Annotated in this window: 28 protein-coding genes; 11 read left to right on the top strand and 17 right to left on the bottom strand. The window is 63.9% G+C overall.

The window, feature by feature from the left end:
- Positions 1 to 165 precede the first annotated feature (165 nt).
- From CQ14_RS10510 to CQ14_RS10495, 4 genes are all read right to left on the bottom strand, one after another.
- On the bottom strand, positions 166 to 3,327 hold the full coding sequence (locus tag CQ14_RS10510) for an efflux RND transporter permease subunit (RefSeq protein WP_057857817.1): 3,162 nt from the start codon (positions 3,325 to 3,327) through the stop codon (positions 166 to 168).
- A complete protein-coding gene (locus CQ14_RS10505) occupies positions 3,324 to 4,730 on the bottom strand; it encodes an efflux RND transporter periplasmic adaptor subunit (RefSeq protein ID WP_057857816.1) in 1,407 nt (468 codons plus the stop codon). The genes CQ14_RS10510 and CQ14_RS10505 overlap by 4 nt, the downstream gene beginning before the upstream one ends.
- Positions 4,727 to 5,134, bottom strand: a complete 408-nt coding sequence (locus CQ14_RS10500; RefSeq protein ID WP_057857861.1) for a FixH family protein — start codon at positions 5,132 to 5,134, stop codon at positions 4,727 to 4,729. Before CQ14_RS10500 ends, CQ14_RS10505 begins: the two co-directional genes overlap by 4 nt.
- Positions 5,135 to 5,217: 83 nt before the next feature.
- A complete protein-coding gene (locus tag CQ14_RS10495) occupies positions 5,218 to 5,589 on the bottom strand; it encodes a hypothetical protein (RefSeq protein ID WP_057857815.1) in 372 nt (123 codons plus the stop codon).
- A 204-nt stretch (positions 5,590 to 5,793) separates the two neighbouring features.
- Between CQ14_RS10495 and CQ14_RS10490 the strand changes: the two genes are divergently transcribed.
- On the top strand, positions 5,794 to 6,198 hold the full coding sequence (locus CQ14_RS10490; RefSeq protein WP_057857814.1) for a four-helix bundle copper-binding protein: 405 nt from the start codon (positions 5,794 to 5,796) through the stop codon (positions 6,196 to 6,198).
- 8 nt (positions 6,199 to 6,206) lie between these two features.
- Here the strand turns inward: CQ14_RS10490 and CQ14_RS10485 are convergent, their stop codons facing one another.
- Positions 6,207 to 6,842, bottom strand: a complete 636-nt coding sequence (locus CQ14_RS10485; RefSeq protein WP_057857813.1) for a class I SAM-dependent methyltransferase — start codon at positions 6,840 to 6,842, stop codon at positions 6,207 to 6,209.
- Positions 6,843 to 7,077: 235 nt separating this feature from the next.
- Between CQ14_RS10485 and CQ14_RS10480 the strand changes: the two genes are divergently transcribed.
- From CQ14_RS10480 to CQ14_RS10455, 6 genes are read left to right on the top strand one after another with little or no spacing between them, the layout of a single operon-like run.
- The gene (locus CQ14_RS10480; protein ID WP_057839992.1) at positions 7,078 to 7,401 is read left to right on the top strand and encodes an ArsR/SmtB family transcription factor; all 324 of its coding nucleotides are present in this window, start codon (positions 7,078 to 7,080) and stop codon (positions 7,399 to 7,401) included.
- Entirely contained in the window at positions 7,398 to 7,832 is a 435-nt protein-coding gene (locus CQ14_RS10475; protein WP_430650163.1) for an SRPBCC family protein, read from the top strand. The genes CQ14_RS10480 and CQ14_RS10475 overlap by 4 nt, the downstream gene beginning before the upstream one ends.
- A gap of 42 nt (positions 7,833 to 7,874) precedes the next feature.
- A complete protein-coding gene (locus tag CQ14_RS10470; RefSeq protein ID WP_057857812.1) occupies positions 7,875 to 8,081 on the top strand; it encodes a hypothetical protein in 207 nt (68 codons plus the stop codon).
- A 25-nt stretch (positions 8,082 to 8,106) separates the two neighbouring features.
- Entirely contained in the window at positions 8,107 to 8,577 is a 471-nt protein-coding gene (locus tag CQ14_RS10465; RefSeq protein ID WP_057857811.1) for a DUF1801 domain-containing protein, read from the top strand.
- Between the two features lie 7 nt (positions 8,578 to 8,584).
- Positions 8,585 to 9,325, top strand: a complete 741-nt coding sequence (locus CQ14_RS10460) for a DUF695 domain-containing protein (protein ID WP_057857810.1) — start codon at positions 8,585 to 8,587, stop codon at positions 9,323 to 9,325.
- A 43-nt stretch (positions 9,326 to 9,368) separates the two neighbouring features.
- The gene (locus CQ14_RS10455; protein ID WP_057857809.1) at positions 9,369 to 9,827 is read left to right on the top strand and encodes a DUF1801 domain-containing protein; all 459 of its coding nucleotides are present in this window, start codon (positions 9,369 to 9,371) and stop codon (positions 9,825 to 9,827) included.
- 26 nt (positions 9,828 to 9,853) lie between these two features.
- Here CQ14_RS10455 and CQ14_RS10450 read toward each other — a convergent pair whose 3' ends face one another.
- The 3 genes from CQ14_RS10450 to CQ14_RS10440 all read right to left on the bottom strand — a co-directional run bounded on the left by CQ14_RS10450 (position 9,854) and on the right by CQ14_RS10440 (position 13,085).
- Positions 9,854 to 10,849, bottom strand: coding sequence for a Bug family tripartite tricarboxylate transporter substrate binding protein (locus CQ14_RS10450; RefSeq protein ID WP_057857808.1), 996 nt, complete (start codon positions 10,847 to 10,849; stop codon positions 9,854 to 9,856).
- Positions 10,850 to 10,914: 65 nt separating this feature from the next.
- On the bottom strand, positions 10,915 to 12,132 hold the full coding sequence (locus CQ14_RS10445; RefSeq protein WP_057857859.1) for a CaiB/BaiF CoA transferase family protein: 1,218 nt from the start codon (positions 12,130 to 12,132) through the stop codon (positions 10,915 to 10,917).
- Entirely contained in the window at positions 12,129 to 13,085 is a 957-nt protein-coding gene (locus tag CQ14_RS10440; protein WP_057857858.1) for a hydroxymethylglutaryl-CoA lyase, read from the bottom strand. The genes CQ14_RS10445 and CQ14_RS10440 overlap by 4 nt, the downstream gene beginning before the upstream one ends.
- A 123-nt stretch (positions 13,086 to 13,208) precedes the next feature.
- Between CQ14_RS10440 and CQ14_RS10435 the strand changes: the two genes are divergently transcribed.
- Positions 13,209 to 14,165, top strand: a complete 957-nt coding sequence (locus tag CQ14_RS10435) for a LysR family transcriptional regulator (RefSeq protein ID WP_057857807.1) — start codon at positions 13,209 to 13,211, stop codon at positions 14,163 to 14,165.
- Between the two features lie 79 nt (positions 14,166 to 14,244).
- On the opposite strand, the gene CQ14_RS10430 is transcribed toward CQ14_RS10435, so the two are convergent.
- The 6 genes from CQ14_RS10430 to ndk all read right to left on the bottom strand — a co-directional run bounded on the left by CQ14_RS10430 (position 14,245) and on the right by ndk (position 19,994).
- Complete coding sequence (locus CQ14_RS10430; protein WP_057857857.1) at positions 14,245 to 14,661, bottom strand: GFA family protein; 417 nt, start codon at positions 14,659 to 14,661, stop codon at positions 14,245 to 14,247.
- Positions 14,662 to 14,697: 36 nt separating this feature from the next.
- Positions 14,698 to 15,162, bottom strand: coding sequence for an SRPBCC family protein (locus tag CQ14_RS10425; RefSeq protein WP_057857806.1), 465 nt, complete (start codon positions 15,160 to 15,162; stop codon positions 14,698 to 14,700).
- 2 nt (positions 15,163 to 15,164) lie between these two features.
- Positions 15,165 to 15,479, bottom strand: a complete 315-nt coding sequence (locus CQ14_RS10420; protein ID WP_028346460.1) for an ArsR/SmtB family transcription factor — start codon at positions 15,477 to 15,479, stop codon at positions 15,165 to 15,167.
- A 685-nt stretch (positions 15,480 to 16,164) separates the two neighbouring features.
- Entirely contained in the window at positions 16,165 to 18,507 is a 2,343-nt protein-coding gene (locus CQ14_RS10410) for a xanthine dehydrogenase family protein molybdopterin-binding subunit (protein WP_057857804.1), read from the bottom strand.
- Between the two features lie 159 nt (positions 18,508 to 18,666).
- Positions 18,667 to 19,506 (bottom strand): TerC family protein, encoded by an 840-nt coding sequence (locus CQ14_RS10405; protein ID WP_057857803.1) that lies wholly within the window; start codon positions 19,504 to 19,506, stop codon positions 18,667 to 18,669.
- A gap of 65 nt (positions 19,507 to 19,571) precedes the next feature.
- On the bottom strand, positions 19,572 to 19,994 hold the full coding sequence (ndk, locus tag CQ14_RS10400) for a nucleoside-diphosphate kinase (RefSeq protein WP_057857802.1): 423 nt from the start codon (positions 19,992 to 19,994) through the stop codon (positions 19,572 to 19,574).
- A gap of 323 nt (positions 19,995 to 20,317) precedes the next feature.
- Between ndk and CQ14_RS10395 the strand changes: the two genes are divergently transcribed.
- The 3 genes from CQ14_RS10395 to CQ14_RS10390 all read left to right on the top strand — a co-directional run bounded on the left by CQ14_RS10395 (position 20,318) and on the right by CQ14_RS10390 (position 22,892).
- A complete protein-coding gene (locus CQ14_RS10395; protein WP_057857856.1) occupies positions 20,318 to 20,572 on the top strand; it encodes a hypothetical protein in 255 nt (84 codons plus the stop codon).
- Positions 20,573 to 20,785: 213 nt separating this feature from the next.
- Positions 20,786 to 20,959 carry a hypothetical protein gene (locus CQ14_RS44565; protein WP_199805497.1) on the top strand — a complete coding sequence of 58 codons (174 nt, stop codon included), beginning with the start codon at positions 20,786 to 20,788 and terminating at the stop codon, positions 20,957 to 20,959.
- 70 nt (positions 20,960 to 21,029) lie between these two features.
- Entirely contained in the window at positions 21,030 to 22,892 is a 1,863-nt protein-coding gene (locus CQ14_RS10390; protein ID WP_057857801.1) for an ABC-F family ATP-binding cassette domain-containing protein, read from the top strand.
- 70 nt (positions 22,893 to 22,962) lie between these two features.
- Here the strand turns inward: CQ14_RS10390 and CQ14_RS10385 are convergent, their stop codons facing one another.
- The 3 genes from CQ14_RS10385 to CQ14_RS10375 form a co-directional block, all read right to left on the bottom strand.
- On the bottom strand, positions 22,963 to 23,490 hold the full coding sequence (locus tag CQ14_RS10385) for a hypothetical protein (RefSeq protein ID WP_057857800.1): 528 nt from the start codon (positions 23,488 to 23,490) through the stop codon (positions 22,963 to 22,965).
- 123 nt (positions 23,491 to 23,613) lie between these two features.
- On the bottom strand, positions 23,614 to 24,066 hold the full coding sequence (locus CQ14_RS10380) for a DNA polymerase III subunit chi (RefSeq protein ID WP_057857799.1): 453 nt from the start codon (positions 24,064 to 24,066) through the stop codon (positions 23,614 to 23,616).
- A 15-nt stretch (positions 24,067 to 24,081) separates the two neighbouring features.
- On the bottom strand, positions 24,082 to 25,584 hold the full coding sequence (locus tag CQ14_RS10375) for a leucyl aminopeptidase (protein WP_057857798.1): 1,503 nt from the start codon (positions 25,582 to 25,584) through the stop codon (positions 24,082 to 24,084).
- Positions 25,585 to 25,906: the final 322 nt, after the last annotated feature.

Below are 25,906 nucleotides of genomic sequence, written 5' to 3'. Positions count from 1 at the left end.
GACCCAAAATGGATGCGATCCGAATGGATCAGCGGACGCCACGCCCGGCGCAGCCGGGCAAGCCGAACCTATCCGATCTCTTTTGCCGCAATGGTGAAACGCATCACACGTTTGGAGTGGAAGCCCACCACCAAACGGCCGGTTCAGCCACGTCGCAAACAGCGCCTAGGTTACAGTGGCTCCTGCTTGTCCGGGTTCAACTTTCGTTACAGAAACCTTTCCAAGCTCCGCGCCCTTCACCAGCGCGTAGATCGCCGGGATCACGATCAGCGTCAGCAGTGTCGAGGAGATCATGCCGCCGATCATCGGCACGGCGATGCGCTGCATGATCTCCGAGCCGGTGCCGGTGCTCCACATGATCGGCAACAGGCCGGCCATGATCGCGACCACGGTCATCATCTTCGGACGCACGCGCTCCACCGCGCCTTCCATGATGGCGTCGTAGAGGTCGTCGCGCGTCAGCGCACCGCCTTCGGCCGCCTTGCGCGCCCGCCGCTCGTCCAGCGCCTGGTTGAGATAGATCAGCATCACCACGCCGGTCTCGGCGGCAACGCCCGCCAGCGCGATGAAGCCGACCACGACCGCCACCGAGAGGTTGAAGCCGAGCCACCACATCAGCCAGAGGCCGCCGACGAGGGCAAACGGCAGCGACAACATCACGATCAGCGTTTCCGTCAGCGAGCGGAAGTTGAGATAGAGCAATAGGAAGATGATCGCGAGCGTCACAGGCACCACGATCTTGAGCCGCGCCGTGGCCCGCTCCAGATATTCATACTGCCCGCTCCACATGACGTAGGCGCCGGGTGGAAACTGGATGCTGGCCTTCACCGCCGCCTGCGCGTCGGCGACATAGCCGCCGATGTCGCGATCCCGGATGTCGACATAGACGTACGTCGCGAGTTGACCGTTCTCGGTACGGATCGTGGTCGGCCCGCGCGCCGGCGAGACCTTGGCGACCTCGCCGAGCGGCACCGCGCCACCGGCCGGCATCGGCACCAGCACCTCGCGTGCGATGGCCGTGGGATCGCTGCGCAGGTCTCTGGGATAGCGCATGTTGACGGAGAAGCGCTGACGGCCCTCGACCGTGGTGGTCACCGTCTGGCCGCCGAGCGCGGTGGCAATGACGTCCTGCACGTCCTGAACCACGATGCCGTAGCGCGCCAGCGCCGCGCGGTCCGGCACGATGTCGAGATAGTAGCCGCCGATGCCGCGCTCGGCATAGGCCGAGGATGTGCCCGGCACGGTGCGCAGCACCTGCTCGACCTGTTTGGCTAAACGGTCGATCTCGACCAGATCGGTACCGATCACCTTGACGCCGATCGGCGTGCGGATGCCGGTCGAGAGCATGTCGATGCGCGCCTTGATCGGCTGGGTCCAGGCGTTGGAGACGCCGGGAAACTGCAGCGCCTTGTCCATCTCCGCCGTCAGGCTCTCGAGCGTCAGCCCTGCCCGCCACTCGGATTTCGGCTTCAGGTTGATGATGGTCTCGAACATCTCGGTCGGCGCCGGATCGGTCGCGGTCGCGGCGCGGCCGGCCTTTCCATAGACCGACTCAACCTCGGGAAAGCTCCTGATGATGCGGTCCTGCGTCTGCAGCAATTCGCTGGCCTTGGTAACGGAGAGCCCCGGCAGCGTGGTCGGCATATAGAGCAGCGTGCCTTCGTTCAGGTTGGGCATGAACTCGGTGCCGAGTTGCCGCGCCGGCCATATCGTCACCGCCAGAATGCCGACCGCGATCAGGATCACGAGAATCTTGGCGCGCATCACGCCCTTGATGACCGGGCGATAGATCCAGATCAGGAAGCGATTGATCGGATTCCTGTGCTCCGGAATGATCTTTCCGCGCACGAACAACACCATCAGCGCCGGCACCAGCGTCACTGACAACAGCGCCGCCGCCGCCATCGCAAAGGTCTTGGTGAAGGCGAGCGGGCTGAACAGCCGCCCCTCCTGCGATTCCAGCGTGAAGATCGGCATGAAGGAGACGGTGATGATCAACAGGCTGAAGAACAGCGCCGGCCCGACCTGCGATGCCGCCTCGATCAGGATCGTCACGCGGGATTGTCCGGGCTCTGCCCGCTCCAGATGCTTGTGGGCATTCTCGATCATGACAATCGCCGCATCGACCATCGCGCCGATCGCGATCGCGATCCCGCCCAGGCTCATGATGTTGGAGCCGATGCCGAGCAGCTTCATGGCGCCGAACGCCATTAGCACGCCGACCGGCAGCATCAGGATCGCAACCAGCGCGCTGCGGATGTGCAGCAGGAACACAATGCATACCAGCGCAACGATGATGCACTCCTCCAGCAACGTGTTCTTGAGCGTGGCAATGGCGGCGTTGATCAGGTTCGAGCGGTCGTAGACCGGCACGATCTCGACCGATTTCGGCAGGCTCGATGCGATCTCCGCAAAGCGCTTCTTGACGTTCTGAATGACATCCAGCGCGTTGACGCCGAAACGCTGCAGCACGATGCCGCTGGCCGCCTCGCCCTCGCCGTTGAGTTCGCCGATGCCGCGGCGCTCATCCGGTCCGAGCTCGACGCGGGCGATATCCTTCAGCAGCACCGGCGTGCCGTTGCTGGCCTTGAGTACGACGTTGCCGAGGTCGTTGATCCCTTTCAGATAGCCCTTGCCGCGGATCACATACTCGAATTCGGAGAGTTCGACGGTGCGGCCGCCGACATCGGCATTGCTGGCGCGGATCGCGTCGCGCATCTTCTGCATGGTGATGCCGAGATCGCGCATCCGCTGCGGATCGAGCACGACGTTGTATTGCCGCACGAAGCCGCCGACGCTCGCGACCTCGGCGACGCCTTCCGCTTTCGCGAGCGCGAATTTCAGGTTCCAGTCCTGGATGGCGCGGGTGTCGGAGAGATTGAGCTCTTTCGACATCACCGCATATTGGTAGACCCAGCCGACGCCGGTGGCGTCGGGGCCGATGGTCGGCGTCACGCCGGCGGGCAACCGCGACGCCGCGCTATTGAGAAATTCGAGCACGCGCGAGCGCGCCCAGTAGATGTCGGTGCCGTCCTCGAAGATGACATAGACGAACGACACGCCGAAGAACGAGAAACCGCGCACGACCTTGGAGCGCGGCACCGTGAGCATCGCCGTCGTCAGGGGATAGGTGACCTGGTCCTCGATCACCTGCGGCGCCTGCCCCGGATATTCGGTGTAGACGATCACCTGGGTGTCCGAGAGATCAGGAATGGCATCGAGCGGCAGATGTGCAAGCGCATAGAGGCCGGCGGCGGCGGCAAAGCCGGTGCCGAAGAACACCAGCAGCAAATTGCGCGCCGACCACGCGATGAGACGGGCGATCATGGCTGGGTCCCCTCGGCAAAGCCTTTCAGCGCCGCCTTCAAATTGCTTTCGGCATCGATCAGGAAATTGGCTGACGTCACCACCGGATCATTGTCGGCAAGGCCCTGGCGAATCTCGACATAGCCATCGCCGCGATGCCCGAGCTTGACCTCGCGCGGCTCGAACCGCCCTTCTCCCTTGTCGACCAGCACCGCCTGCCGGCTGCCGGTATCCATGACAGCGCTTTCCGGAACGGCGAGCACGGCCGTCCCGCTGCCGGTCTCGATCTCGGCGTCGACATACATGTCGTGGATCAACAGCAGATCTGGATTGGACAGTTCGACCCGCACCCGCGCCGTCCGCGTCTCCTTCGTGATCGCCGGATAGATCACGTTGATCTTGCCTGCGAACTCGCGCCCGGGAAAACTTCTGGCGCGCACGATCGCGCGCTGGCCCACGGCCATCGCCCCGAGATCGCGTTCGGCGACGTCGATCATGGCCCACATCACCGAATGGTCGGCGATCCTGAACAGGGTCTCGCCCGGCTGGGCGCGCATGCCCTCGACGGCGTTGCGTTCAAGAACGATGCCGTCGCGCGGCGAGGTCCATTCGATTCCGATCGGAACATTGCGGCCTTTCTCGATGGCGACGATCGCCGCTTCCGGGACGTCGAGATTCATCAGCCGCTGGCGCGATCCCCTGCCATAGGGTCCCTCGCCGCCGCCGGTGACTTTTGAGTTCAGCGTCGAGATGTATTCCGCCGCGGCGGATGAAACCGCGGGGCTATAGATTTCCATCAGCGGCTGGCCCTTGACGACGTGGCTTCCGGTCGTGACGTCGGCGATCTTCTGGACATAGCTCTCGGCGCGCATCGCGATCACCGAGACCCGGCGTTCATCGAGCTGGATGGTGCCGGGCGCGCGAACCGTCGAGCGGATCACGCGACGGGCGGCCGGCTCCGATTTGACGCCGGTGCGCTGGATCTTGCCCGGCGAGACCTTGACCGATCCGTCGTCGCTGTCCTCGCCCTCATAGACCGGGATGTAATCCATCCCCATCGAGTCCTTCTTGGGCGTCGGCGAGACATCCGGCAGGCCCATCGGGTTGCGGTAGTACCTGATCTTTCGGCCGGTCGGCGCGGCCGCCGCGCTCTCCTCCTCCGGATCGTCAAAACTGATGTCGGCACCGCGGGGCACGGCGCGGTAGTCGCGGCCGTCGGGCGTCTTCTTCGGCGTCAGCGAATAAAACGGCTTGCCGTCCGGATCCTGATAATAGATCGGAGCGCCCGCCGGTTCGCGCGCCTGGGCGATGACATGCGCATGCTTCGTCTCGCCGCCCGGCGAGAGATAGGGACGCGCGAGAACGCCGGCGATCACGGCCGCCGTCACGGCAGCAGCGATCGCAATCTGAACGGACCGCTTCATTTGTCGGCCTGAATGACGAGCTTGTTGTCAACCGTGCCGGTTTCGCCCTGCACCTTGGCGCCGAGCGATAGCTGCCAGCGGCCGGCCATGGTGAAATCGGCCTTGAAGCGATAGGTGCCCGGCTCCGATCCCGGCAGCGGCGTCAGCTCGCTCACCATCTCCTGCATGGCATCCGGCGCCATATCCAGACGCGTCGCAAAGATCACCGCGTCGGGCACGGCCTTTCCTGTCCGCTTGTCTTCCAGCTTGACCGCGATGGTCTGGCCGGGGCCGACCTTGACGGTCGGCTCGACCAGTTTGAATTCGTAATCCTTGATGTCGGCGAACGCGACGGTGGCGGCGCAGCTCAGGGCAGCACCGGTCAGCGCGACCCGCAGGCCGCGCGAAAACGGAATGGGCTTCATCGTAATATCCTCGATTTCCTGGGTCAGCCGCGCCATGGCGGCATGGGGCACGCGCGCCGCAAGGCGCCGCGCACGATTCGGCGTTACGCCGAAAGGACCAGGGATCGGGGAGGTTTGGGCGGAGGCGAATATCCAACGCCTTCCACTTCGGGATCGCTGCCGGGGAGCAGCGTTCGAAGCGTCACGGGCCGGATTTCGGTGACGCCGGCCGACAGCGGCGCCTGCAACGTCGTCGACACGCACAGCGCCATCAACGGGCACTGGTCGCAATCGGCCGGCACCGATTTATCCGGGCAGCACGGCATGTCGTCGGACATGGCGGCGTCATCGGCCATCGACGTCATCGCCATCGATGCCATGCCAGTCGTATTCGCCCGCGCCGTAAGCGGGGCGATGACGAGGCCGACGATCACGAGGACCGCCAGCAGCCGGCAAAGATGGATCGAACGTTTCACGGCGCCAGTTTCGCATACCAAGGCCCGTGATGGGAAGCGAAGTTCCATCACGAAGTCGCGGGTTTCCTTAACATAAACAGGCGGAGCAAGGTCGCAACCATCCCCGAGCCCGAATTCGGGCCGGTCAGAACATTTTTGATTGCCGCGACTTGAAGGGATGGCCGCCCCCGGTAGCGGTCCGCCTTCAGCCAAGGAGTTTAAGCCATGCATGCCCGCGAAATGATCGGCACCCACCCGGCCGTCCAGGGCGAGGTCAACGACGCCCTGATCCGCTGCATCGAGGAATGCTACTCCTGCGCCCAGATCTGCACTTCCTGTGCGGATGCCTGCCTGTCCGAGCGCATGGTGCAGGAATTGACCCAGTGCATCCGGCTGGATCTCGATTGCGCCGACATCTGCAACATCACCGGCCGCATCATGACCCGCCGGACCGGCTCCGACGACGAAGTGATGCGCCGCATGCTCAGCGTCTGCGCCGCCGCCTGCCGGCTGTGCGCGGAGGAATGCCAGAAGCACGCCGCCATGCATGAACATTGCCGCATCTGCGCCGAAAGCTGCCGCCGCTGCATGGAGGCCTGTCAGGAAGTCGCCCGCGGCATGGCGCATTAGGACGGCGATCAGAACTCGCGCCTGAAGATGCTGAACTGGAAGGCCTGCCGCGCGCCCCAGGGCGTCGCGTGCTCGTGCCGCTCTGTGTGCAGCAGCTGATACGCGGCGCCGAGGGTCCGTCCGAGACTTTCGCCGTCATAGCGCGCGACTGGCAGGCCGCTGCACTTTTCCGGGCCGTCGGGCGCGAAGGTGGCAATGATGGCGTGACCGCCGATCCTCAGGCCATCCCCCAGGCGGGCGATGTAGGCTTCGCGGTCGCTGGCGTCGGTGAGAAAGTGGAACGCGGCCCGGTCATGCCAGATATCGTAGACCCTCGCCGGCTTCCAGGTCGTCACATCAGCGACGATCCACCTGACCTTGTCTGCGCCGGCGCCGAGATGACTCTCAAGCCGGCCGCGCGCGACGGTCAAGGCCGCGGCGGACAGGTCGAGCACCGTGACATCCTCAAAGCCCTGCTCGACGAGACTGTCGACCAGCCGCGACGCGCCGCCGCCGATGTCGATGATGGCGGACTCGTCCGTTGCGCCCGCCTGCACGATCAGGTCGAGCGAAGGCGCCGCGCTTTGCTGAAACCAGCTGACCTCGTTCTCGCCCTTCGTCGTGTAGACGTTGTCCCAATGGGCCTTGCGGCTGGTCGCTTCCATCGAACTCTCCCGATCGGAGGTTCAATATATGAGCGTCCCGCTCCGCCACAACGGACCATCAGATTCCAGACGATACATAACCAACGGGATATGCCCACCTGCCACGGATAGAGACCCCGCCAAACTGCCTTTCTTGCGGAGCTTGAAAATCCACCTTACAAGCACGTTCCGGGCTTGACCAATCCATAGCTCCGCGGTTATAGATAACCAATAACCCAAAGGTTATCGATCTCCGATGCCAAACACCCACGACGTGCTCTTTCGAACTCTCGCCGATCCGACCCGCCGGGCGATCTTCGAGCGCCTATGCCGCGAAGGCGAGCAGACCGTTGGTGCGCTTACGGCCCGGGCCGGCATCTCGCAGCCGGCCGTCTCAAAACATCTCGGCGTGCTGAAGCAGGCCGGGCTGGTGCGCGACCGCCATGAAGGCCGGCAAACGCACTACAGCGCGCAGCTCGGCGCCCTCGCCCCGCTGATCGACTGGACCAGCGAGATGGCGGGGTTTTGGCAGCGGCGGTTCGACGATCTCGAAGACCTGCTCAAACGGATGGACCAATGATCAATAGTGCTGCGACCGAAACGCGTTCCGTCGTCGTCGAACGCGAGATGCCTCATCCGCCGGAAAAGCTCTGGCGCGCGCTCACACAGCCGCATCTGATCGAGGAGTGGCTGATGAAGAACGACTTCAAGCCTGCCGTCGGCCACCGCTTCAATCTGCGCGGCGAATGGGGCGGCGTGCTCGACTGCGAGGTGCTCGCCATCGAGCCGAACAAGGCGCTGTCCTACACCTGGAATTTCAACCATGACGACGCGGCCTTCGCGCTGCAGAGCGTGGTGACCTTCACGTTGACGCCAACGCGCACCGGCACCCTCCTGCGCATGGAGCAGACCGGCTTCCGGCCAGATCAGAAGCAGGCCTATGGCGGCGCCCATGCCGGATGGAAGCAGTTCTTCGAAAAACTGGAAGAGCTGGTGGCACGGCCGGATTGAACCACCGCGTTGCGCTTGTACTCGTCTTCAAAGGAGGTCTCATTGAACTGGAACAATCTGATACGGCAGATCCACCGTTGGCTATCCATTGCCTTCACGGTGGCCGTCATCGCCAACATCGTCGCCATGACGCAGGGGCAACCAGCCGTCTGGGTGGGCCTGCTGGCGCTGCTGCCGTTGATCTTGCTTCTGCTCACCGGCCTGTACATGTTCGCGCTGCCCTATGCCGCCAAATGGCGCAGCGGCTGAAGCGTCGTCGACAGGACTGAACGCCATGGCACAAACAACGTCGAAAAGACCGGCAAAGGCCGCAAAGAAGGCCGCCGCCAAACCTTCCGCTGCAAAGCCGGCGTTGCTCTCGGGCGGCAACCCTCAGATCGCGAAGGGATACGGCGACGCGCCGGTACAGGCCTACATCGCGGCCATGCCGGGCTGGAAGCGCGACCTCGGGCGCCAGCTCGACGCACTCATCGTGCGCACCGTCCCCGGCGTGCACAAGGCGGTCAAATGGAATTCGCCGTTTTATGGTGTCGAGGAACAGGGCCCCTGGTTCCTCAGCTTTCATTGCTTCACCAAGTACGTCAAAGTGACTTTCTTCCGCGGCACCTCGCTGCGCCCTGTCCCCTCAGGCGAGTCCAAGCACAAGGAAGTGCGCTATCTCGACATCCATGAGGATGACCTTGACGAAGCGCAATTTGTCGCCTGGGTGAAGCAGGCGAGCCAATTGCCCGGCGAACGATTGTGAGTGATGCATGAGCGATGACTGGGACTTTTATTCTCTTCGCGTCGACGGCGAGCCGGCGTCGATCTTTATCGACTTGGGAATAAGCAAGGATGCTCCCATCAGAAGTCATGCGACGATGGGTTACCTCCGCGTTTTGATGCTCCGCCCACGGGAGGACGGCCTCTCCAGCCAGGATGAGTTCGACGATCTCATTGCGTTGGAAGACCGCGTAACGGCAAAGATCGTCGAGAATGGAGCGGCGGTCTTCGTTGGTCGAAACACGTCCAGCGGAAACAGGGATTTCTATTTCTATGTTGCCGATCCCATAAACTTCGAGACGACGGCCAAAGCCGCGATGCGAGAGTTTCCTGCCTACGAGTACGAAACGGGCACCCGCGCGGACCAGGAGTGGCAGACGTATTTCGACTTTTTGTACCCGTCAGAAATTGACTTTCAACGCATCATGAACCGCCGTGTCTGTCAGCAACTGGAAAAGAACGGCGACAACGTGAGCAACGAGCGCAAGATCGATCACCTTGCCTTGCTTCCGAACCCGAAGGCACAAGCCGCGCTTGCAGGTTACGTTCAAGGCGAGGGTTTCACCGTCGAAAGCGCCCCCGACGAGCCGGACGCCAATGGCCAATTCCGCGTCGAGTTCTACAGAATAGATCAGCCCGTACGAATCGATGAGACCGTCGTTCCGTTGTTTCGAAAGGTTACTGAGCTCGGCGGCGAATACGACGGCTGGGGTTGCGAAGTATCGCCCTGAACCGAATGTCAGCGAAGGTCGCGGAAGGTTATCGGCAACAACCATGAAGAATAAAACCATGATGATAAAGAAGAGCGGCGCGAGTGAAGCGAAAGGCGGAAGCTCTCCCGCTCAGCACATCGATGCGCGGATCAAGGAGCTCGGCGACTGGCGCGGCGAGACGCTCGCGCGCATCCGGGGCATCATCAAGCAGGCAGTTCCCGACGTGGTCGAAGAGTGGAAATGGCGCGGCGTGCCGGTGTGGGAGCACGAAGGCATCATCTGCACCGGCGAGACTTACAAGGCGGTCGTGAAGATGACCTTCGCCAGGGGTGCCGCACTGGACGACCCGACAGACCTCTTCAACTCCAGCCTCGAAGGCAACACCCGGCGCGCCATCGATTTCCACCAGGGCGACAAGATCGATGAAAAGGCGTTGAAGGCGCTCATCCGCGAGGCCGCCGCGCTGAATGTTTCGGCGCGCGCGACCTCACGCGCTCGGAAGAAATCAAAGAGCGCCTGAGGCAGCGCTCGACGGCAAGCACGTTCTCACTCGGCCGTAATGCCGAGCGCGCGAACCAGCTCACCGCGCGCCTGATAGTCGACCGCGATCTGGCGCTTGAAATCGTCGGGCGTGCCGCCGACGGCGACCATGCCCTGCTTGTCCAGCCAGCCGCGCATCGTGTCTGTGCCAAGGATCTGGTTCACTTCCTTGTTCAGCGTGGCAATCACGGGCGCCGGGGTCTTCTTCGGCAGCATGAAGCCGATATAGCTGATGATCTTGAAGCCTTCGAACGTCTCGCTGATCGCGGGCACATTGGGCAGCAGCGGATAGCGCTTCTCCGAAGTGACGCCGAGCACCTTGATCTTCCCCGCGGTCGCCAGCGGCTCCACCGCCGTCGGCGCGCCGAACAGCAGCGGGATCTGCCCTCCCAGGAGGTCGTTCACCGAAGCCGCCGTTCCCTTGTAGGGGATGTGGGTCATGGTGAAGCCGCCGGACTTCTGCAGCATCTCACCGGCGAGGCGGTGCGGCGTCGAGCTGCCCGAGCTGCCGAAACTCAAATTCTGCGTCTTCTGCTTGCCGAGCGCGACCAGCTCGGCCACCGAATTCGCCGGCACATTGTTGGCGGCGGCCAGCAGCAGCGGCGACCATGAGACGTTGACGACCGGCTCCATCGCCGTCGAAAGGTCAAAATGGTTGCTGGTGGCGAGGTGCGGATCGATCGTGACCATCGCATCCGTCACCATCAGAACCGTATAGCCGTCAGGCTCGGACCGTGCGGCCGCCTGCGCCGCGATCATGCCGTTGGCGCCCGTCTTGTTCTCGATGACGACTGATACTTTGAGGTTCTCGCCGAGCTGCTTGCCGATGATCCGGGCCAGCGCATCGGCCTGCCCGCCCGCGGAATAGCCGACCAGGATGGTGATCGACCGCGACGGGTATGGCTGTGCGCCAGCGCTCGACATCACCGCAGCCAGCGCCATCGCGATGACTGCGACGCCGAGACGTAGTGCCTTCCCTCGAAACAGCCTGTCGGAAATCATGTTCCGTCTCCTCCCTGACCATTTTTGTTTTGCGAAGGCGGTTGAACCGCTCTTTTTGTTCGCTTCTACGCGGGCACGCTCACCACCGCCGCCAGCACGCCGGCTGAACGCAGATCCGCAATTTCACGCTCCGAATATCCGGCGGATTGCAGGATTTCATCGGCGTGCTCGCCGACCCGCGGCGGCTGGCGCTCAAGGCCCGGCCGCTCGCGCGCCTCGCCGAATTCCACCGGGAGCGCGGGGATTCCGACCAGCGGCCCGCCGCCGAACGCTGAGACGGCCGTCGCAAGCAGCCCGCCATTGGCGAGCAGATGCGGATCGATCGACAATTCATCAGGCCGCCCCACCCGCGAATAGGCGACCCGCGCCGCCTCGCACTTTTCGAGGATTTCGTTCAGCGGCAATTTGCTGATCCGCCGCTCCAGTTCGGGAAGCATCCACTCGCGCGCCTCGCAGCGATTGGCGTTGCCGGTAAGCCTCGGATCGTCGCGCCATTCGTCGAAGCCGAACGCATCGCAAAAGCGCCGCCAGTGGCCATCAGAGGTGCAGCCGATGAAGACCTGACCGCCGTCGGAAGCGGTGAAAACGTCATACACGCCCCAGGCATTTTTCCGTGCCGGCATCGGCGGCATCGGCCCGCCCGTCACCGCGCTGCCGACGACGACCGCGCCGAGCATGAAGGTCGCGCTCTCGAACAGCGAACTTGCAACCTTCTGCCCCACGCCGGTGACGTCGCGCTCGCGCAGCGCCGACAACGCGGCCACGACGCCGAACACGCCGCCGAGAATGTCGATGACAGGCGCACCGGCGCGCAGCGGCCGACCCGGCGGTCCCGTCATGTAGGCGAGCCCGGACTGCATCTGCACGACTTCATCTAACGCACCGCGGTTCTCGTAGGGTCCCTTCAGAAAACCTTTCATCGAGAGGTAGACGAGGCGCGGGTTGATTTGGCGCAGATCCTCCCAGCTGCACTTCAGCCGTTCGATGGTGCCCGGACCAAAATTCTCCAGCACGACATCGGCGTCTTTCACCAGCCGATGAACGACCGCCTGCCCTTCGGGGCGTTTCAGGTCGATCGCGATCGAGCGCTTGTTGCGGTTGTAGGTCGCGAAGAAGCCGGCGGCAAAGCCCGGCAGCCGCCGCGTCGGATCGCCGTCGGCCGGCTCGATCTTGACGACATCGGCGCCGAGATCGGCAAACAGCACACCCGCGCACGGCCCCATGATGGTGTGGCCGAAATCGAGCACCTTCAGCCCCGCAAGCGGCCTGGAAGAGTTCGTCATGCGGCGCATCTCCTGAATGGGGCGAGCGTTCCCGATCGCAGCGCGGCGCTCGGCAGCCGGTGTCCGACGATGCGCTCGGCAAGCCGCCCGGCCTCGATCAGCGCCTCGATATCGAGGCCCGTGGAAATTCCCATCTCCTCGCACAGCAAGGCGAGTTCTTCGGTGGCGATGTTGCCCGGCGCGCCCGGCTGGCCGGCGAATGGACAGCCGCCGAGGCCCGCCACCGCCGCGTCGAATGCAGTCACGCCAAGCCGCAGGCCTTCATAGGCGCAGGCGATGCCCTGCCCGCGGGTGTCGTGGAGGTGCAGCGCGATCCGCAAATCGTCCCAGCGCTCGCGAACGGCGCCGACGGCGGCCGCGACCCGCCGGGGCGTAGCCCAGCCCATGGAATCCGCGAGTGAAACGTCGCGCACCTCCACGCCGGCCTCGCGGGCAATCGCAAGCCCGTCCGCCACCGTCTCGACGACCTTCGCCGGCGAGACGTCGCCCGCAAAATTGCAGCCGAACGCAGCCATCACGATGATCTTGGCGATCGGCACACCGGCTTGTCGGTGCACGCGCACATAGTTGCGCATGGCATCGAGCTGTCCGGCGCGGTCGCGATTGAGGTTTTTGATCGCGAATGGCTCGGATGCGCTCAGCGAGATGAATCCGGCGAGCGTGAGTTTGTCCTCGAACGCGAGCGCGCGCTTTAGCCCGCCCTCATTGAACCACAGCGCGGAGTATTCGACGCCTTCGCGCGCAGTGAACCCTTCCATCACGGCCTCGGCGTCGGCCCAACCCGGCACATGCTTCGGATTGACGAAGGAACCGACCTGGATCCGGCGCAGGCCGCAGGCGGAGAGCGCGTCGATCAGCGCGATCTTGTCGGCGGTGGCGATCGGGCCGGGCTCGATCTGACAGCCTTCGCGAGGCCCCTCCTCGGTGATGACGACGCTATCGGGCAGGTCCATGCGCCGGCGCTCCCTGGGATAATCCTTGTTGATTGCAGGCCAGCTTGCCGCGCGCCCAGACATCTGACAAATATAATATGAAGATCAGATTGTTCTGATAATTCGATGGCAAGGAGCGGTTCAATGGCGCTTGGATTGCGACAGCTTCGCTACTTCATCGCCATCGCCGATGCCGGCGTATTGTCGCGCGCCGCGGAGGCGCTCAATGTCGCGCAGTCGGCGCTCAGCCACCACGTCGCCGCGCTCGAAACCGAGCTCGGCGTCAAGCTGCTGGAGCGAAGGCCGCGTGGCATCGCGCTGACCGCTGCCGGCCGGCGGCTTTACGAGCACGCCAGCGCGGTGTTGTCGGCGCTCGGCAAGGCCGAAGAGGATGTGCGGACCTATAACGAGGCAGCAGCCGGTCCGGTCTGCATCGGCCTTAGCCATACCGGCATCGCCCTGGTCGCACTCGATATCATGCAGGCGGTCCGCAACAACGCGCCAGGCGTGCATCTGATGGTCGTCGAAGCGCTATCGCCGGCGCTGATCGAGCGAGTCCTGTCAGGCACGGTCGATCTCGCGCTCGCCTATAATCCGCCCAGGGATGCCCGCCTGGACGTCGAGTTGCTGCTCGACGAAGATCTGTACCTCGTCGGACAACCAGGCCTGATCGGCCGGTCTTCCAGTCCGGTCGTCTTCTCCGCGATTCCGCAACGGAGCGTGCTTGGCCTGACGCCGCTGCCGGCATCGCGCGCCATCATCCAGACCCAGATCCTCCGCAATCAGATCATCCCGAGCGAAACGCTCGAAGTCGACTCGCTGCCCGCCTTGCGCATGGCACTCGAGGCCGGACTTGGATGTGCAATCCTCTCCCGCTCAACCGTTCTCGCCGATCTTGCGGCGGAGAAATATCACGCGCGCCGCATCGTCGATCCGCCGCTGACGCGCGCGCTCGGTCTGGTCGCGCTTGCCGACCGGCCGCGGACCAAGGCCTTCCTCGAGGTGCGCAAAACCATGATCGAGGTGGTCCGCTCGGCCGTCAACACGGGGCGATGGCCTGCGAAAGAAAGCGGGCGGCGGGGCAAGCGCGCCGCGATCTAGGTTCAGGATTCCCGCTTGCCACGAGCCTGCGCGGACCTGCCTGACATTGTCGGCAGTTTGGTCTTGCTCCCGGCGGAAGCTATCCGGGCGGCATTCGCTCGAATTTCTGCAACGAGGCATCCAGCGTGTCCCAGGCATGGCCGCGGATGCCGTAGGTGACCATCTGCGGATGGAATTGGCCGGGGTCGTCAAGGCTGGTGGCGTGAACTGCTATCAGCTCCGGCATGGCGACGAATGTCAGGTAGACCGGCGTTCCACAGGTCGGGCAGAAGGCGTGGAGCTTTTCGTTGCCACTGTCGCCCGCTACCCGCCAGTTCTTCGCTTCGCCCGCAATTGCCACGTCGGCTCGCCGGGGAAAGACCAGGTAGGATCCATGTCCCGTGCCGCTTCGTTTCTGGCAATCGCGGCATTGGCAGTGGCTTTCCGCAATGGGTTCGCTGCTCGTCTCATAACGGATCGCGCCGCACGCACATCCGCCGGCATAAAGCTTGGTCACTGTCATTCTCCCGTTCCTGTTTGATGCGGCAAGAAATCAGGCCGATTTCGGCTTGGCGAAAACATCGAGGCCTTGGCCGGTTTCCAGCAAGGATTTCATGCTGGCGAGGACGACCGGCCAACCCTTCCTGATGCCGTTCGCCATCCCGCTGCCGGCTTCGAGTTCGTCATGGGTGACGGTCAGACGGACCATGTCCTCGTATTCTTCGATCTCGAACGTCACCCGGCTGTAGGCGGAAGGATCGGCGGCCTGCGACGCATTTGCCCAGGTGATGACGAGACGAGCCGGCGGCGAGACCTCGACGACCTTGCCGACGAGTTGGACCGTCCGTTCATCGTTGGCCCGGACGTGCTCCCATTTCGATCCGGGATTCCAGTCAGAGACGTTCTCGTGACCCCAGTAGCGCCTTGCGATGTCCGGTTTCGTGATGGCCTCGAACACCTTCTGCGGCGTCGAGCGAATATAGGTCACGTAGACAAAGCTGGTCGTCTCTTTGCTCATCGTCACTCTCCTTCGAGCTCTTTCTTCAGATCGTGCAGCAGGCTGAGCCGCTGTCGTTCGAATTTCCGGACCCACCGTTCGTAGACCTCGTGCAACGGCACGGGGTTGATGAAATGCAGCTTTTCCCGGCCACGCCTGACCGTGCTCACCAGATTGGCCGCCTCGAGGATTTCGAGGTGCTGCGTGGCGGATTGCCGGGCCATGTCGAGGTTTTCGCAAAGCTGGCCGAGCGTCTGCCCGTTCTTCTCGCAAAGAAGGTCAAGCAGCTTTCTGCGTGTCGGGTCGCCCAGCGCCTTGAAAACCTTGTCGGCCTGCATCGGTCTCACTCGTATGGAGGACATAATATGCAGGTAAATACCTGCATGTCAACGACAGCGTCATCAGGTCATTCGTCACCTTGCTGTGATTAGGGGCGGACGATAAGGACTGGCGAGCTCGCTTATGTCGTCAGCGAAAAGCGATGGCCGACAAAAGGAGACGCACGCGCGACCGAAGGCCTCGCCTTTGATCTGGTTGCGCGACGGTACGCAGAGCCGTTCGCTTGAACGGCATTACCCTCGCGGCGGCTGCAAGCCCCGCGAGTTCAACCACTCAGTCATGTGCGAAGCGGTCTCGTCCTGACGAGCTCTCCGCAACAGGCCGTCCCGAACCGGGCCCGGCGGCAGCAGCCCGGCTTCCGCGCGCAGCTGCTTGGCTTCTTCGGCGAGACGCTCTTCGAGAGTGGTTGTCTGTTTGATACGGCGCCGCTTCTGCATAATCTGCTCGATTCCGTTTGGAGGACAGCGAGAGCGCATCGGACGTTCTCATCACCGATAGTCCTCAGGGGTCGCGCGGCGATTAACAAACGGTATTGCAGCCGGATCCGTGCGGTCTGCCCGGTGGATGACTTAGCCTTACACCTTTAATTTAATTGCGCGTAATGGCGCACCTTCGAGGAACGGATAACGATTGGCTCAAATGCAGCAAACATAGCCATTGGCGCAAAACAGAAGCCGCGGCCCGTCAGTCCGCCGCGGCCGCTCGTGCGGAGTCCGGCGAGCGCGCCGCCGTCTGGATCGCCTGCCAGATGCGGGAGGGCGTTGCCGGCATGTCGAGATGCCGCACGCCGAGCGGCACCAGCGCGTTCATCACCGCGTTCATGATGGTGGCGGGTGCTGCGATGGCGCCGGCCTGGCCGCTGCCCTTGACGCCAAGCCGGTTGGCGCGGCTTGGAAAATCAGGCGTGAGATCGCTCTCGAACGCGGGCAGATCGCCGGCGCGCGGCAGCGCATAATCCATCAGCGAGCCCGACAGGATCTGCCCGGTCTCCGCATCGAACAGCGCCTGCTCGAACAGCGCCTGGCCGATGCCCTGCACCACGCCGCCATGGACCTGCCCCAGCGTCTGGCGCGGATCGAGCAGACGGCCGTAATCATCGAAGATGACATAGCGATCGAGCCTTACCTCACCGGTCGCCGGATCGATCTCGACTTCGGCAACGTGGCAGCCGTTGGGAAAGGTGTAGCGATCGCATAGATGCGTCGCCCTGTGCGCCAGCCCGGGCGCGACGTCGTCGCCGGCCGACTGATAGGAGGCGCGCGCCACCTCGTCGAGGCTGATCTCCTGCCCCGTCGCGACCACGCGCAACACGCCTGCTTCATACTGGACCGCATCCACGCCGGCCTGCAGCAGGCGGGCGGCCAGTCGCCGCGCATTGTCGATCAGCCCTTCCGCCGCCATCAACAGCGCGGTGCCGCCCTGGTGCATGGAGCGCGCGCCGCCATGGCCGCCGCCGGAATCAAGATCGTCGGTATCGCCCTGCCGGAACCGGAAGCGCTCGAGCGGCAACCCGAGCGCATCGGCCGCGATCTGGGCGTAGGTGGTCTCGTGCCCCTGCCCGCTCGAATGCGTGCCGACTTTCAGGTCGATCAGCCCGTCCTCGCCAAAGCTCACCTCCGCCACTTCATTGGGCTGGCCGCGCGCGGTTTCGAGAAAGCAGGCAAGGCCAAGACCGCGCAGCCGGCCGTTCTTGCGCGAAGCTTTCTGGCGCGCCTTGAAGCCCTCCACGGCAGTAGCCGCGTGATCGATCGCATGGGCAAAGCTGCCCCGCTCGACCGTAAGCCCCATCGCGCTCGCGTAGGGGAAACGGCGCATGATGTTCTTGCGCCGCAGCTTCAGCGCATCCATGCCGAACTGATGGGCGGCGATATCGATGCAGCGCTCGATCAGATAGTTCGCCTCCGGCTTACCGGCGCCGCGATAGGCATCGACCGGCGTCGTGTTGGTGAACACGCCTTTGGTCTCGAACGCGATCAGCGGAATGTCGTAGACGCCGCCCATCGCGCTGGCCATCGCCATGGTCGGCACCCCCGGCCCTACCGTGGAGACATGGGCGCCGAGATTGGCGAACACTTTTGTCTCGAGCGCCAGGAAACGGCCGTCGCGATCGAGTCCAAGGCGGACGCGGATCAGGCTGTCACGGCCATGCGCGGAGCCGGTGAAATCCTCGTTTCGGTCGCCGATCCACCTGATGGGGCGGCCGAGCCGGCGCGCCGCCCACAGCACCAGCACCCATTCCGGATAGAGCACGTTCTTCATGCCGAAGCCGCCACCGACATCGGGAATGCTGACGCGAAGTTTTTCTCTATCGATGCGAAAGACGCCGCCGGCCAGCAGATCGCGGATCGCATGCGCCCCGGCGGCCGAGGCAGTCAGATGCAGGCGGCCGCTCGCGGCGTCGAACTCCCCGATCGCGCCGCGCGTCTCCATCGGCGCGGCGACGACGCGGTTGTTGACCAGTTCGCATTCGACGACATGGGCGGCGTCACGGATCGCAGCCTGCACCGGGCCGATCTCGCCACGGTTGAACTGGAACGCGATGTTGCTTTTCGCTTCGGGCCAGATCGACGCTGCGTCCGGCGAGATGGCATCTGCGATCGCCACAACCGGCGGCAGTGGTTCGTAATCGACAACGACGGCGTCGGCGGCATCACGCGCGGCCTCCGCGCTGGCCGCGACCACGAACGCGACCGGCTCGCCGACATGGCGAACCACGCCCTGCGCCAGCGCGTGATAGGGCGGCACCACCAGCGGCGTCGTCATCGGGATCGCGGTCACTGCGCACGGCATGGGGCCGATCTCGTCGGCGGCCAGGTCGGCCCCCGTCAGCACGGCGGCAACGCCCGGCATCTTCCGCGCCGCGTCGGCGCTGATCGCGGCGATGCGGGCATGGGCGTGCGGCGAGCGAACGACGACGCCATGAAGTGCATTTGGCGCCACGAGATCGGCGACGTAGCGCCCGCGCCCCTGCACGAAGCGCGCGTCTTCAAGGCGATCGATGCTGCGCCCCAATAACGGTTCGGTCATGTGAAACTGTATGGAGCCGCGTGGCGGCAAAGGCAATCGGCAGCCGCCCGGCATTTCCCACGCCTTACCGGGTGGAACGGCCATGGAGGCCCAGGGCGCCATCCGCGCCGCGAGCGCGGGCTGCTGCCCGCGCCGCCATTTGCAATCGAATCGGTTGCGTTATGCCGCAGCCGAATGCTCGGCCGCACCCTCGAGCTTGCGCTTGCGCCAGATCGCTCCCGCGATCAGCACGATGACGATGCCGATGATCCCGAGCACGATCTCGCCGCCATGACCGCCGTTGGCGAACATCGGCCCCATGCCGAGCGATTTGAGGAAGCCATCGAGGCCGACGCCGACCGGTCCGTTGAAGAAAGCGTGCAGCCTCGGCTCGACCACCGGATCCGTCGCCATCACCTCACCGGCGATCCAGCCCAAAAGACCTGCGCCGGCCCAAACCAAAGCGGGCAGACGCGTCAGCAGCGCCATGATCAGCGCAGCACCCGCGACGATCAAGGGAACGCTGATGGCAAGCCCGATGACCAGCAGCGGAATGCTGCCATTGGCGGCGGCGGCAACCGCGATGACGTTGTCGAGGCTCATGACGATGTCGGCGATCGCCACGATCTGCACGGCCGCCCACAGATGCGCCGCCGCTTCCGTGTCGCCCTCGCCCTCGTGTTCCGGCACCAGCAGTTTCGCCGCGATGAAGAGCAGCGCAAGACCGCCGACCAGCTTGAGGAACGGCAACGCCATCAACGTCACGACGATGCCGGTGAAGATGATGCGCAGGAAAACCGCGACGCCAGCACCGAGGATCATTCCCCAGAACCGCTGGCGCGGCGGCAAGCCCCGGCATGCCATCGCGATGACGAGCGCGTTGTCACCCGACAGCAGGATGTTGATCCACATGATCTTGCCGAGCGCGACCCAGAAGGCGGGTTGCTGCATCTCGGCCTGGAACTGGCTGAAGAAAGCCGAGATCGTTGCAGGATCAAAGATTTGCAAGAGCCAGTTCACAGCGTTTATCCCCCAGACGTTTTTAGCGGTTGCGCGCGGGCATCACGTGCCGCGCTTCCAATCGATCAGCCGACGATTTCGTTGCCGGAAAAGAACTGCGCGATTTCGATCACGGCGGTCTCCGGCGCGTCCGAACCGTGCACCGAGTTCTCGCCGATCGATTTCGCATGAGCCTTGCGGATCGTGCCTTCCGCCGCCTTCGATGGATCGGTGGCGCCCATCACGTCGCGGTATTTAGCGATGGCGCCCTCGCCTTCCAGCACCTGCACCACGACCGGGCCCGAGGTCATGAACTCGACCAGCTCGCCGAAGAACGGACGCGCCTTGTGGACGGCGTAGAAGGTTTCCGCCTGGTCGCGGGTCATGCGAATGCGCTTCTGGGCCACGATCCGCAGGCCCGCCTTCTCGATCAGCGCGTTGACCGCGCCGGTCAGATTGCGCTCGGTCGCGTCCGGTTTGATGATCGAGAAAGTGCGTTCAATCGCCATTGCTTACGTCCTTACAACGCTGGTGGGAGAGTTGCGGGGGCTTATATCGGCGCCACCTCAGGACGGCAAGCGACCCGGTGACGCGCCTGCCACCCCTTTTTGCCGTCCTTTCGTGCGGCACATCGCCCCGTAGGCGGCAAAGATTACCGCAATTTCATGGAGGTGAACCCTGTCTGAAACGGCTGTGGCGCCTTCATTCAGCTTCGCAGTCGTAGCCTTACGGACGATCGAACGCAGGGCACGTGCATCCGCCGGCCCCGGGCGTCACGGGACCCGATCTCACGGATGGTGCCAACTGGCACCGAAACTTTGAGGAGACGATCATGTTACGCAAACTCTCGCTCGTTGCAGCGGCCGCGGCCTCGCTGGGTGCAGCCGCGCTGGCGCCGACATCGGCCTCGGCCGGCGGCTGGCACCATGGTGGCTGGCATCATCATCACGGTTGGGGCTGGGGTGGCCCGCGCGTCTTCATCGGCGGCCCGGCCTATTACGCCGGCGGCTATGGCGGCTGCTACGCGCGACGTCTGGTTCCGACCCCCTGGGGCCCTCGCTGGCGGCTGGTCAACCGCTGCTACTGACCAGATTTTTTGAGCTTTCCCCCTGACTGACGCCCCGGCCGCCGCGCCGGGGCTTTTTTTGTGTGGAACCAATTGACCACCCGTGGTTCGACTACTTTCACGCGAATGCATGGAGCTGTGCACGGGAAACCATTTTCGCCGCCATGACTTGATTCATCAAATACAACTCAAGCCTTGCGTGCACTGCGAGGTGGAACTCGTCAGAGGCCGCCCATGGATACCCGAATCAATAACGATTTTGAGCAAATCGATCACAAGACCTGCGTGTCGATCTGCGACGCCATCGGCGAACGGCTACAGCAAAACATGCGTACCGAAACCGAACTGCCACCGCGTTTGCGCGAGCTCGTCGACGAGCTGAGCCGCCGCGACGGCGAGTTGCATTGAGGGCCGCTGCATAGCCGTATTTTACCGATAAAGGAGTTGCGTTTGGCGGCGGCTCCGGTGACAAGGCCGCATGCTTTCCATCACGGATATTTCGGTCCGGATTGCCGGGCGGCTCCTGATCGACGACAGCACGGTGCAGATCGTGCCCGGCGCGCGCGTTGGCTTCGTCGGCCGCAACGGCGTCGGCAAATCGACGCTGTTTCATGCGATTCGCGGCGACCTGCCGATCGAGTCCGGAAGCATCACGCTACCGCCGCGCTGGCGCATCGGCAGCCTGGCCCAGGAGGCGCCTGACGGCCCGGAGAGCCTCATCAATGTCGTGCTGAAGGCCGACCTGGAGCGCGACGCCCTGCTCCGTGAAGCCGAAACCGCCGATGATCCGCACCGGATCGCCGAAATCCAGACCCGCCTGGTCGACATCGACGCGCACTCCGCGCCGGCGCGCGCCGCGGCCATCCTGAGCGGCCTGGGGTTTTCCGCCGAGGACCAGGGGCGACCGTGTTCGGAATTCTCCGGCGGCTGGCGCATGCGGGTGGCGCTGGCGGCAACGCTGTTTTCGGCGCCCGATTTGTTGCTGCTCGACGAACCGACCAACTATCTCGACCTCGAAGGCACGCTGTGGCTCGAAGACCACCTGGCCAACTATCCACGCACCGTCATCGTCATCAGCCACGACCGCGATCTGCTCGACACCTCGGTCGACCAGATCCTGCATCTCGATCGCGGCAAGCTGACGCTCTACAAGGGAACCTATTCCTCGTTCGAGGAACAGCGCGCCATGCGCGAGATGCTGGACGCCAAGCATGCCAAGCGCCAGGCCGACGAGCGCAAGCGGCTGCAGGCCTTCGTCGACCGTTTCAAGGCCAAGGCTTCCAAGGCCCGCCAGGCGCAATCCCGCGTGAAAATGCTGGAACGGATGAAGCCGGTCACCGCGTTGGTAACCCAGGACGTGCGCGAAATTACGTTCCCGACGCCGGAGAAAATGCTGTCGCCGCCGATCATCGCCGTCGATGAGGTCTCGGTCGGCTACGATCCGAAAAAGCCGGTGCTCAATCGCGTGACGCTGCGCGTCGATACCGACGACCGCATCGCCCTGCTCGGCTCCAACGGCAACGGCAAGTCGACGCTGGTCAAGCTGTTGGCGGGCAAGCTGCAGCCTTTCTCCGGTCGGGTCACGCGCGCGGACAAACTCTCGGTCGGTTATTTCGCGCAGCATCAGGTCGACGAGCTCAACCTCGATGCCTCGCCCTACGATCACGTCCGCAGGCTGATGGCGGACGCGCCCGAAACCAAGATCCGCGGCCGCACCGGCGCGATCGGGTTTTCCGGCAAGGCCGGCGATACCCTGGTCAGGAGTCTGTCCGGCGGCGAGAAGGCGCGGCTGTTGCTCGGGCTCGCCACCTTCTTCGCCCCCAATATGATCATCCTCGACGAGCCGACCAACCATCTCGACATCGACAGCCGTGCGGCGCTGGCGGAGGCGATCAACGACTTTCCCGGCGCCGTCATCATGGTCTCGCACGACCGCTATCTGATCGAGGCCTGCGCCGATCAATTGTGGGTCGTCGCCAATCAGACCGTGACGAGCTACGACGGTGACCTCGACGATTACCGGCGAATGGTGTTGTCGATCGGCGATGCGCGCAACGGTTCGCGCGAGCGTCCCAAAGAGACCGCCAAGCCCGAGCGTGTCAGGAGCGAGAGACGGCCGCCGCTGAAGCAGCGCATCGCCGAAGCCGAGGCCGAAATCGAGCGCATCAACGGCATCATCGCCAAGATCGACACTGCGCTTGCCTTGCCGGATATCTTTACGCGCGATCCCAAGCAGGCCGCGCAACTAAGCAAGGCGCGCGCCGGCGCCGAAAGCGCGTTGCGGCGCGCCGAGGAAGATTGGCTGGAAGCCAGTTCGGAATTCGACGAAGCGGCAGGTTGAAACCGGCCTAAAGCGTTTTCAAGCGAAGTGGCGACCGGTTCGCGTCAAGAAAACGCGTCAAACAAGAGTGCTACGCCGCCGGCTTCTTCTTCGGCTTGGCGCCCTTGGCCGGCGCCGCCGACTCCGGTGCGCGCTCGATCGACGTCAGGCGTCCGCCGGTGAAGGTGTAGAGGCCGGCCCGCTGACCGCGCGAATAGGTGACGACTGCGACGCGATCGCCGCGCGGATTGTTGGAAAGGCTGACATTGTCGGGCGCACCGATGCCGCGCACGACGTCGCATTCGGTATGACCGAGCGCCACCGTTCCCGTCGTCGAGGGCGGCGGGCTGCCGGCGGCCAGCGCAGTGGCATCGGTGCCGGGTGCTGCCATGCCGGGGCAGCCGCCATCGGCCGCGACCAGTTCATCCGGCCCGACCTGTTTGGTCGGGGTGAGCGGCGGCGTCTCGATCGACACGTTGCGAATGAACACGCGTCCGGAGCGCGAAAACCAGTCCGCATCCTTCGAGAGAAGGTCGGTTCCACCCGAACAACCCGCCAGCGCAGGTCCGAGCAGCAACAACGTCAGCAGTGGTTTTCGATTGATCGTTCCGCGCCGCACCTAAACCCACGCTCCCGCTTTCAACTGTAACGGCTTGTCCGACCATCACTTTGCGGCACCACCATGGCTGCCCGCAAGGTCCGGTGGAGAAACCGCAAATTATCATTAATTCCTATGGATTCGCTATTGCCGCCGTTGCCAACGGCCCCGTTCATCGGCCTGCCAATACGTCACCTCGAAACCCCTCGCCTTGCAATCGGCCCAGGCGCCGCGCGCTGCGGTCAGCGCGTCGGCATCGTCGCCGTTGAAGACCAGCACCACCCGCTCGTAGCTGTCGCAATCGCCCGGCAACGCCGCGTTATCGATCAGGAACCTGACATTGGCCCGGTTCGGATTGCCGTCCTCGATCGAGAGGATGATCGGCTGGTCCTGCGCATCGCCGGCACGCCATGTGGCATGCGGCAGGAACGAATCGTCGCTGTAGGTCCACAAGTGAGCGTCGAGCGCCTCGGTGCGCTCGGGCGAGGTTGATTGCACGACCACGCGCCAGCCGCGTTCGAGCGATTTCTCCAACAGCGGCGGCAATACGCTTTCGAGCGACATGCCCTGCAAATGATAGAACAGGACTTCCGTCATGCGGCTGCGACCGAGCTACTTCGTAGCTTCGTAATATTCCGAGACCAGCCGATCCAGCAGGCGAACGCCATAGCCGGATCCCCAACTGTGGTTGATGTCGGTTTTCGGCGCCCCCATCGCGGTTCCCGCGACGTCGAGATGCGCCCACGGCGTGTTGTCGACGAACCGCTGCAGAAATTGCGCGGCGGTGATCGAACCGCCGTGGCGGCCGCCGGTGTTCTTCATGTCGGCAAACTGCGAATCGATCTGCTTGTCGTATTCGGGACCGAGCGGCATGCGCCAAACGCGTTCGCCGGTTTCGGTTCCGATCTTGCTCAGCCTGTCGGCCAATTCGTCGTTGTTGGAAAACATGCCGGCATATTCGGTTCCGAGCGCAACCATGATTGCACCGGTGAGCGTTGCCAGATCGACCATGAATTTGGGCTTGAAGTTCTTCGCCACGTACCAGAGCACGTCGGCCAGCACGAGCCGGCCTTCGGCGTCGGTGTTGATGATCTCGATCGTCTGCCCCGACATCGAGGTGACGATATCGCCGGGGCGCTGCGCGTTGCCGTCGGGCATGTTCTCGACCAGGCCGATCGCGCCGACCGCGTTGACCTTCGCCTTGCGCGCGGCCAACGCGTGCATCAGCCCGACCACGCAGGCCGCGCCGCCCATGTCGCCCTTCATGTCCTCCATGCTGGCGGCGCCCTTGATGGAGATGCCGCCGGTATCGAAGCAGACGCCCTTGCCGACGAAAGCGACCGGCTGATCGCCCTTCTTGCCGCCGTTCCAGCGCATGATCACGGTGCGGCCGGGCTGGGTCGAGCCCTGCGCGACGCCGAGCAAGGCGCCCATGCCGAGCTTCTTCATCTCCTTGACGTCGAGCACCTCGACATCGACGCCGAGCTTCTTGAGCTGGCTCGCGCGGCGCGCGAATTCCACCGGGTACAACACGTTCGGCGGCTCGTTGACGAGTTCGCGCGCGATGATCACGCCGTCCACGACATGGGACGCCGGGTTGAACGCCTTCCGCGCGGCGGCGACATCCTCGACCGCAATCGAAACGTCGGCGCGAAGCTCGCCGTTCTCGCCGTCTTTCTTCTTGGTCTTGTAGCGGTCGAACTTGTACGCGCGCAGCCGGACGCCGGATGCGATCGCGGCGGCAGAATCGGCCTGCATCGCCCCCTCAGGCAGTTCGGCGATCACGGTGACCGCTTCACTGGCGGCGTTGAGCTTGCCCGCCGTCACCCCACCGAATTTGAGAAAATCCTTCTCCTTGATATCGGCCGCCTTGCCGACGCCGACGACGATCAGGCGCTCCGCCTTGATCCCCTCCGGCGCCGGGATATCGAGCGTCGAGCCGCTCTTGCCCTTGAACTGGTTGGCTGCCGCCGCCCGTTTGACGGTATCGGATGCCTTCCCCAGCGCCTTCCGCGTCGCCTCGCCGAACTTCAATGCGTCGTCGCAAAACACCACGAGAACGCCCCGGAGGGCTGTGGAAAAGGCGACAAAGCCGACCTTGACGGCGTCGGACATAGGTAATCCTCCAGAATTTAAGGCTGTCTTTCGGGTCCGGAATCGGCCCGGATTTATGGAATTGTTCTCTCGGTAACGGCCCAAATCGCTCCGGACCTGATGTTTTCGCCACTATGGCCTGCAAGCCGCGCCACTGCCAAGCGCCGCAGTGGCCGGAAGGCCACAAGAAATGAATTATTATCCATATCCAGGGGGTGCCACGGCGCGGCCATTTTGTTGACGGATCAAAGGGATGGTAGTGAGAATGAGACGGCTGAGTAAAGGCAGCCCGACCAAAGGGGAACCCTCAAAAAAGGGATTGGTCGGAAGTTGCCATCTGGGC

The organism is Bradyrhizobium lablabi (genome assembly GCF_001440475.1).
GTDB lineage: Bacteria > Pseudomonadota > Alphaproteobacteria > Rhizobiales > Xanthobacteraceae > Bradyrhizobium > Bradyrhizobium lablabi.
This window is presented reverse-complemented; position numbering and strand designations above follow the sequence as displayed.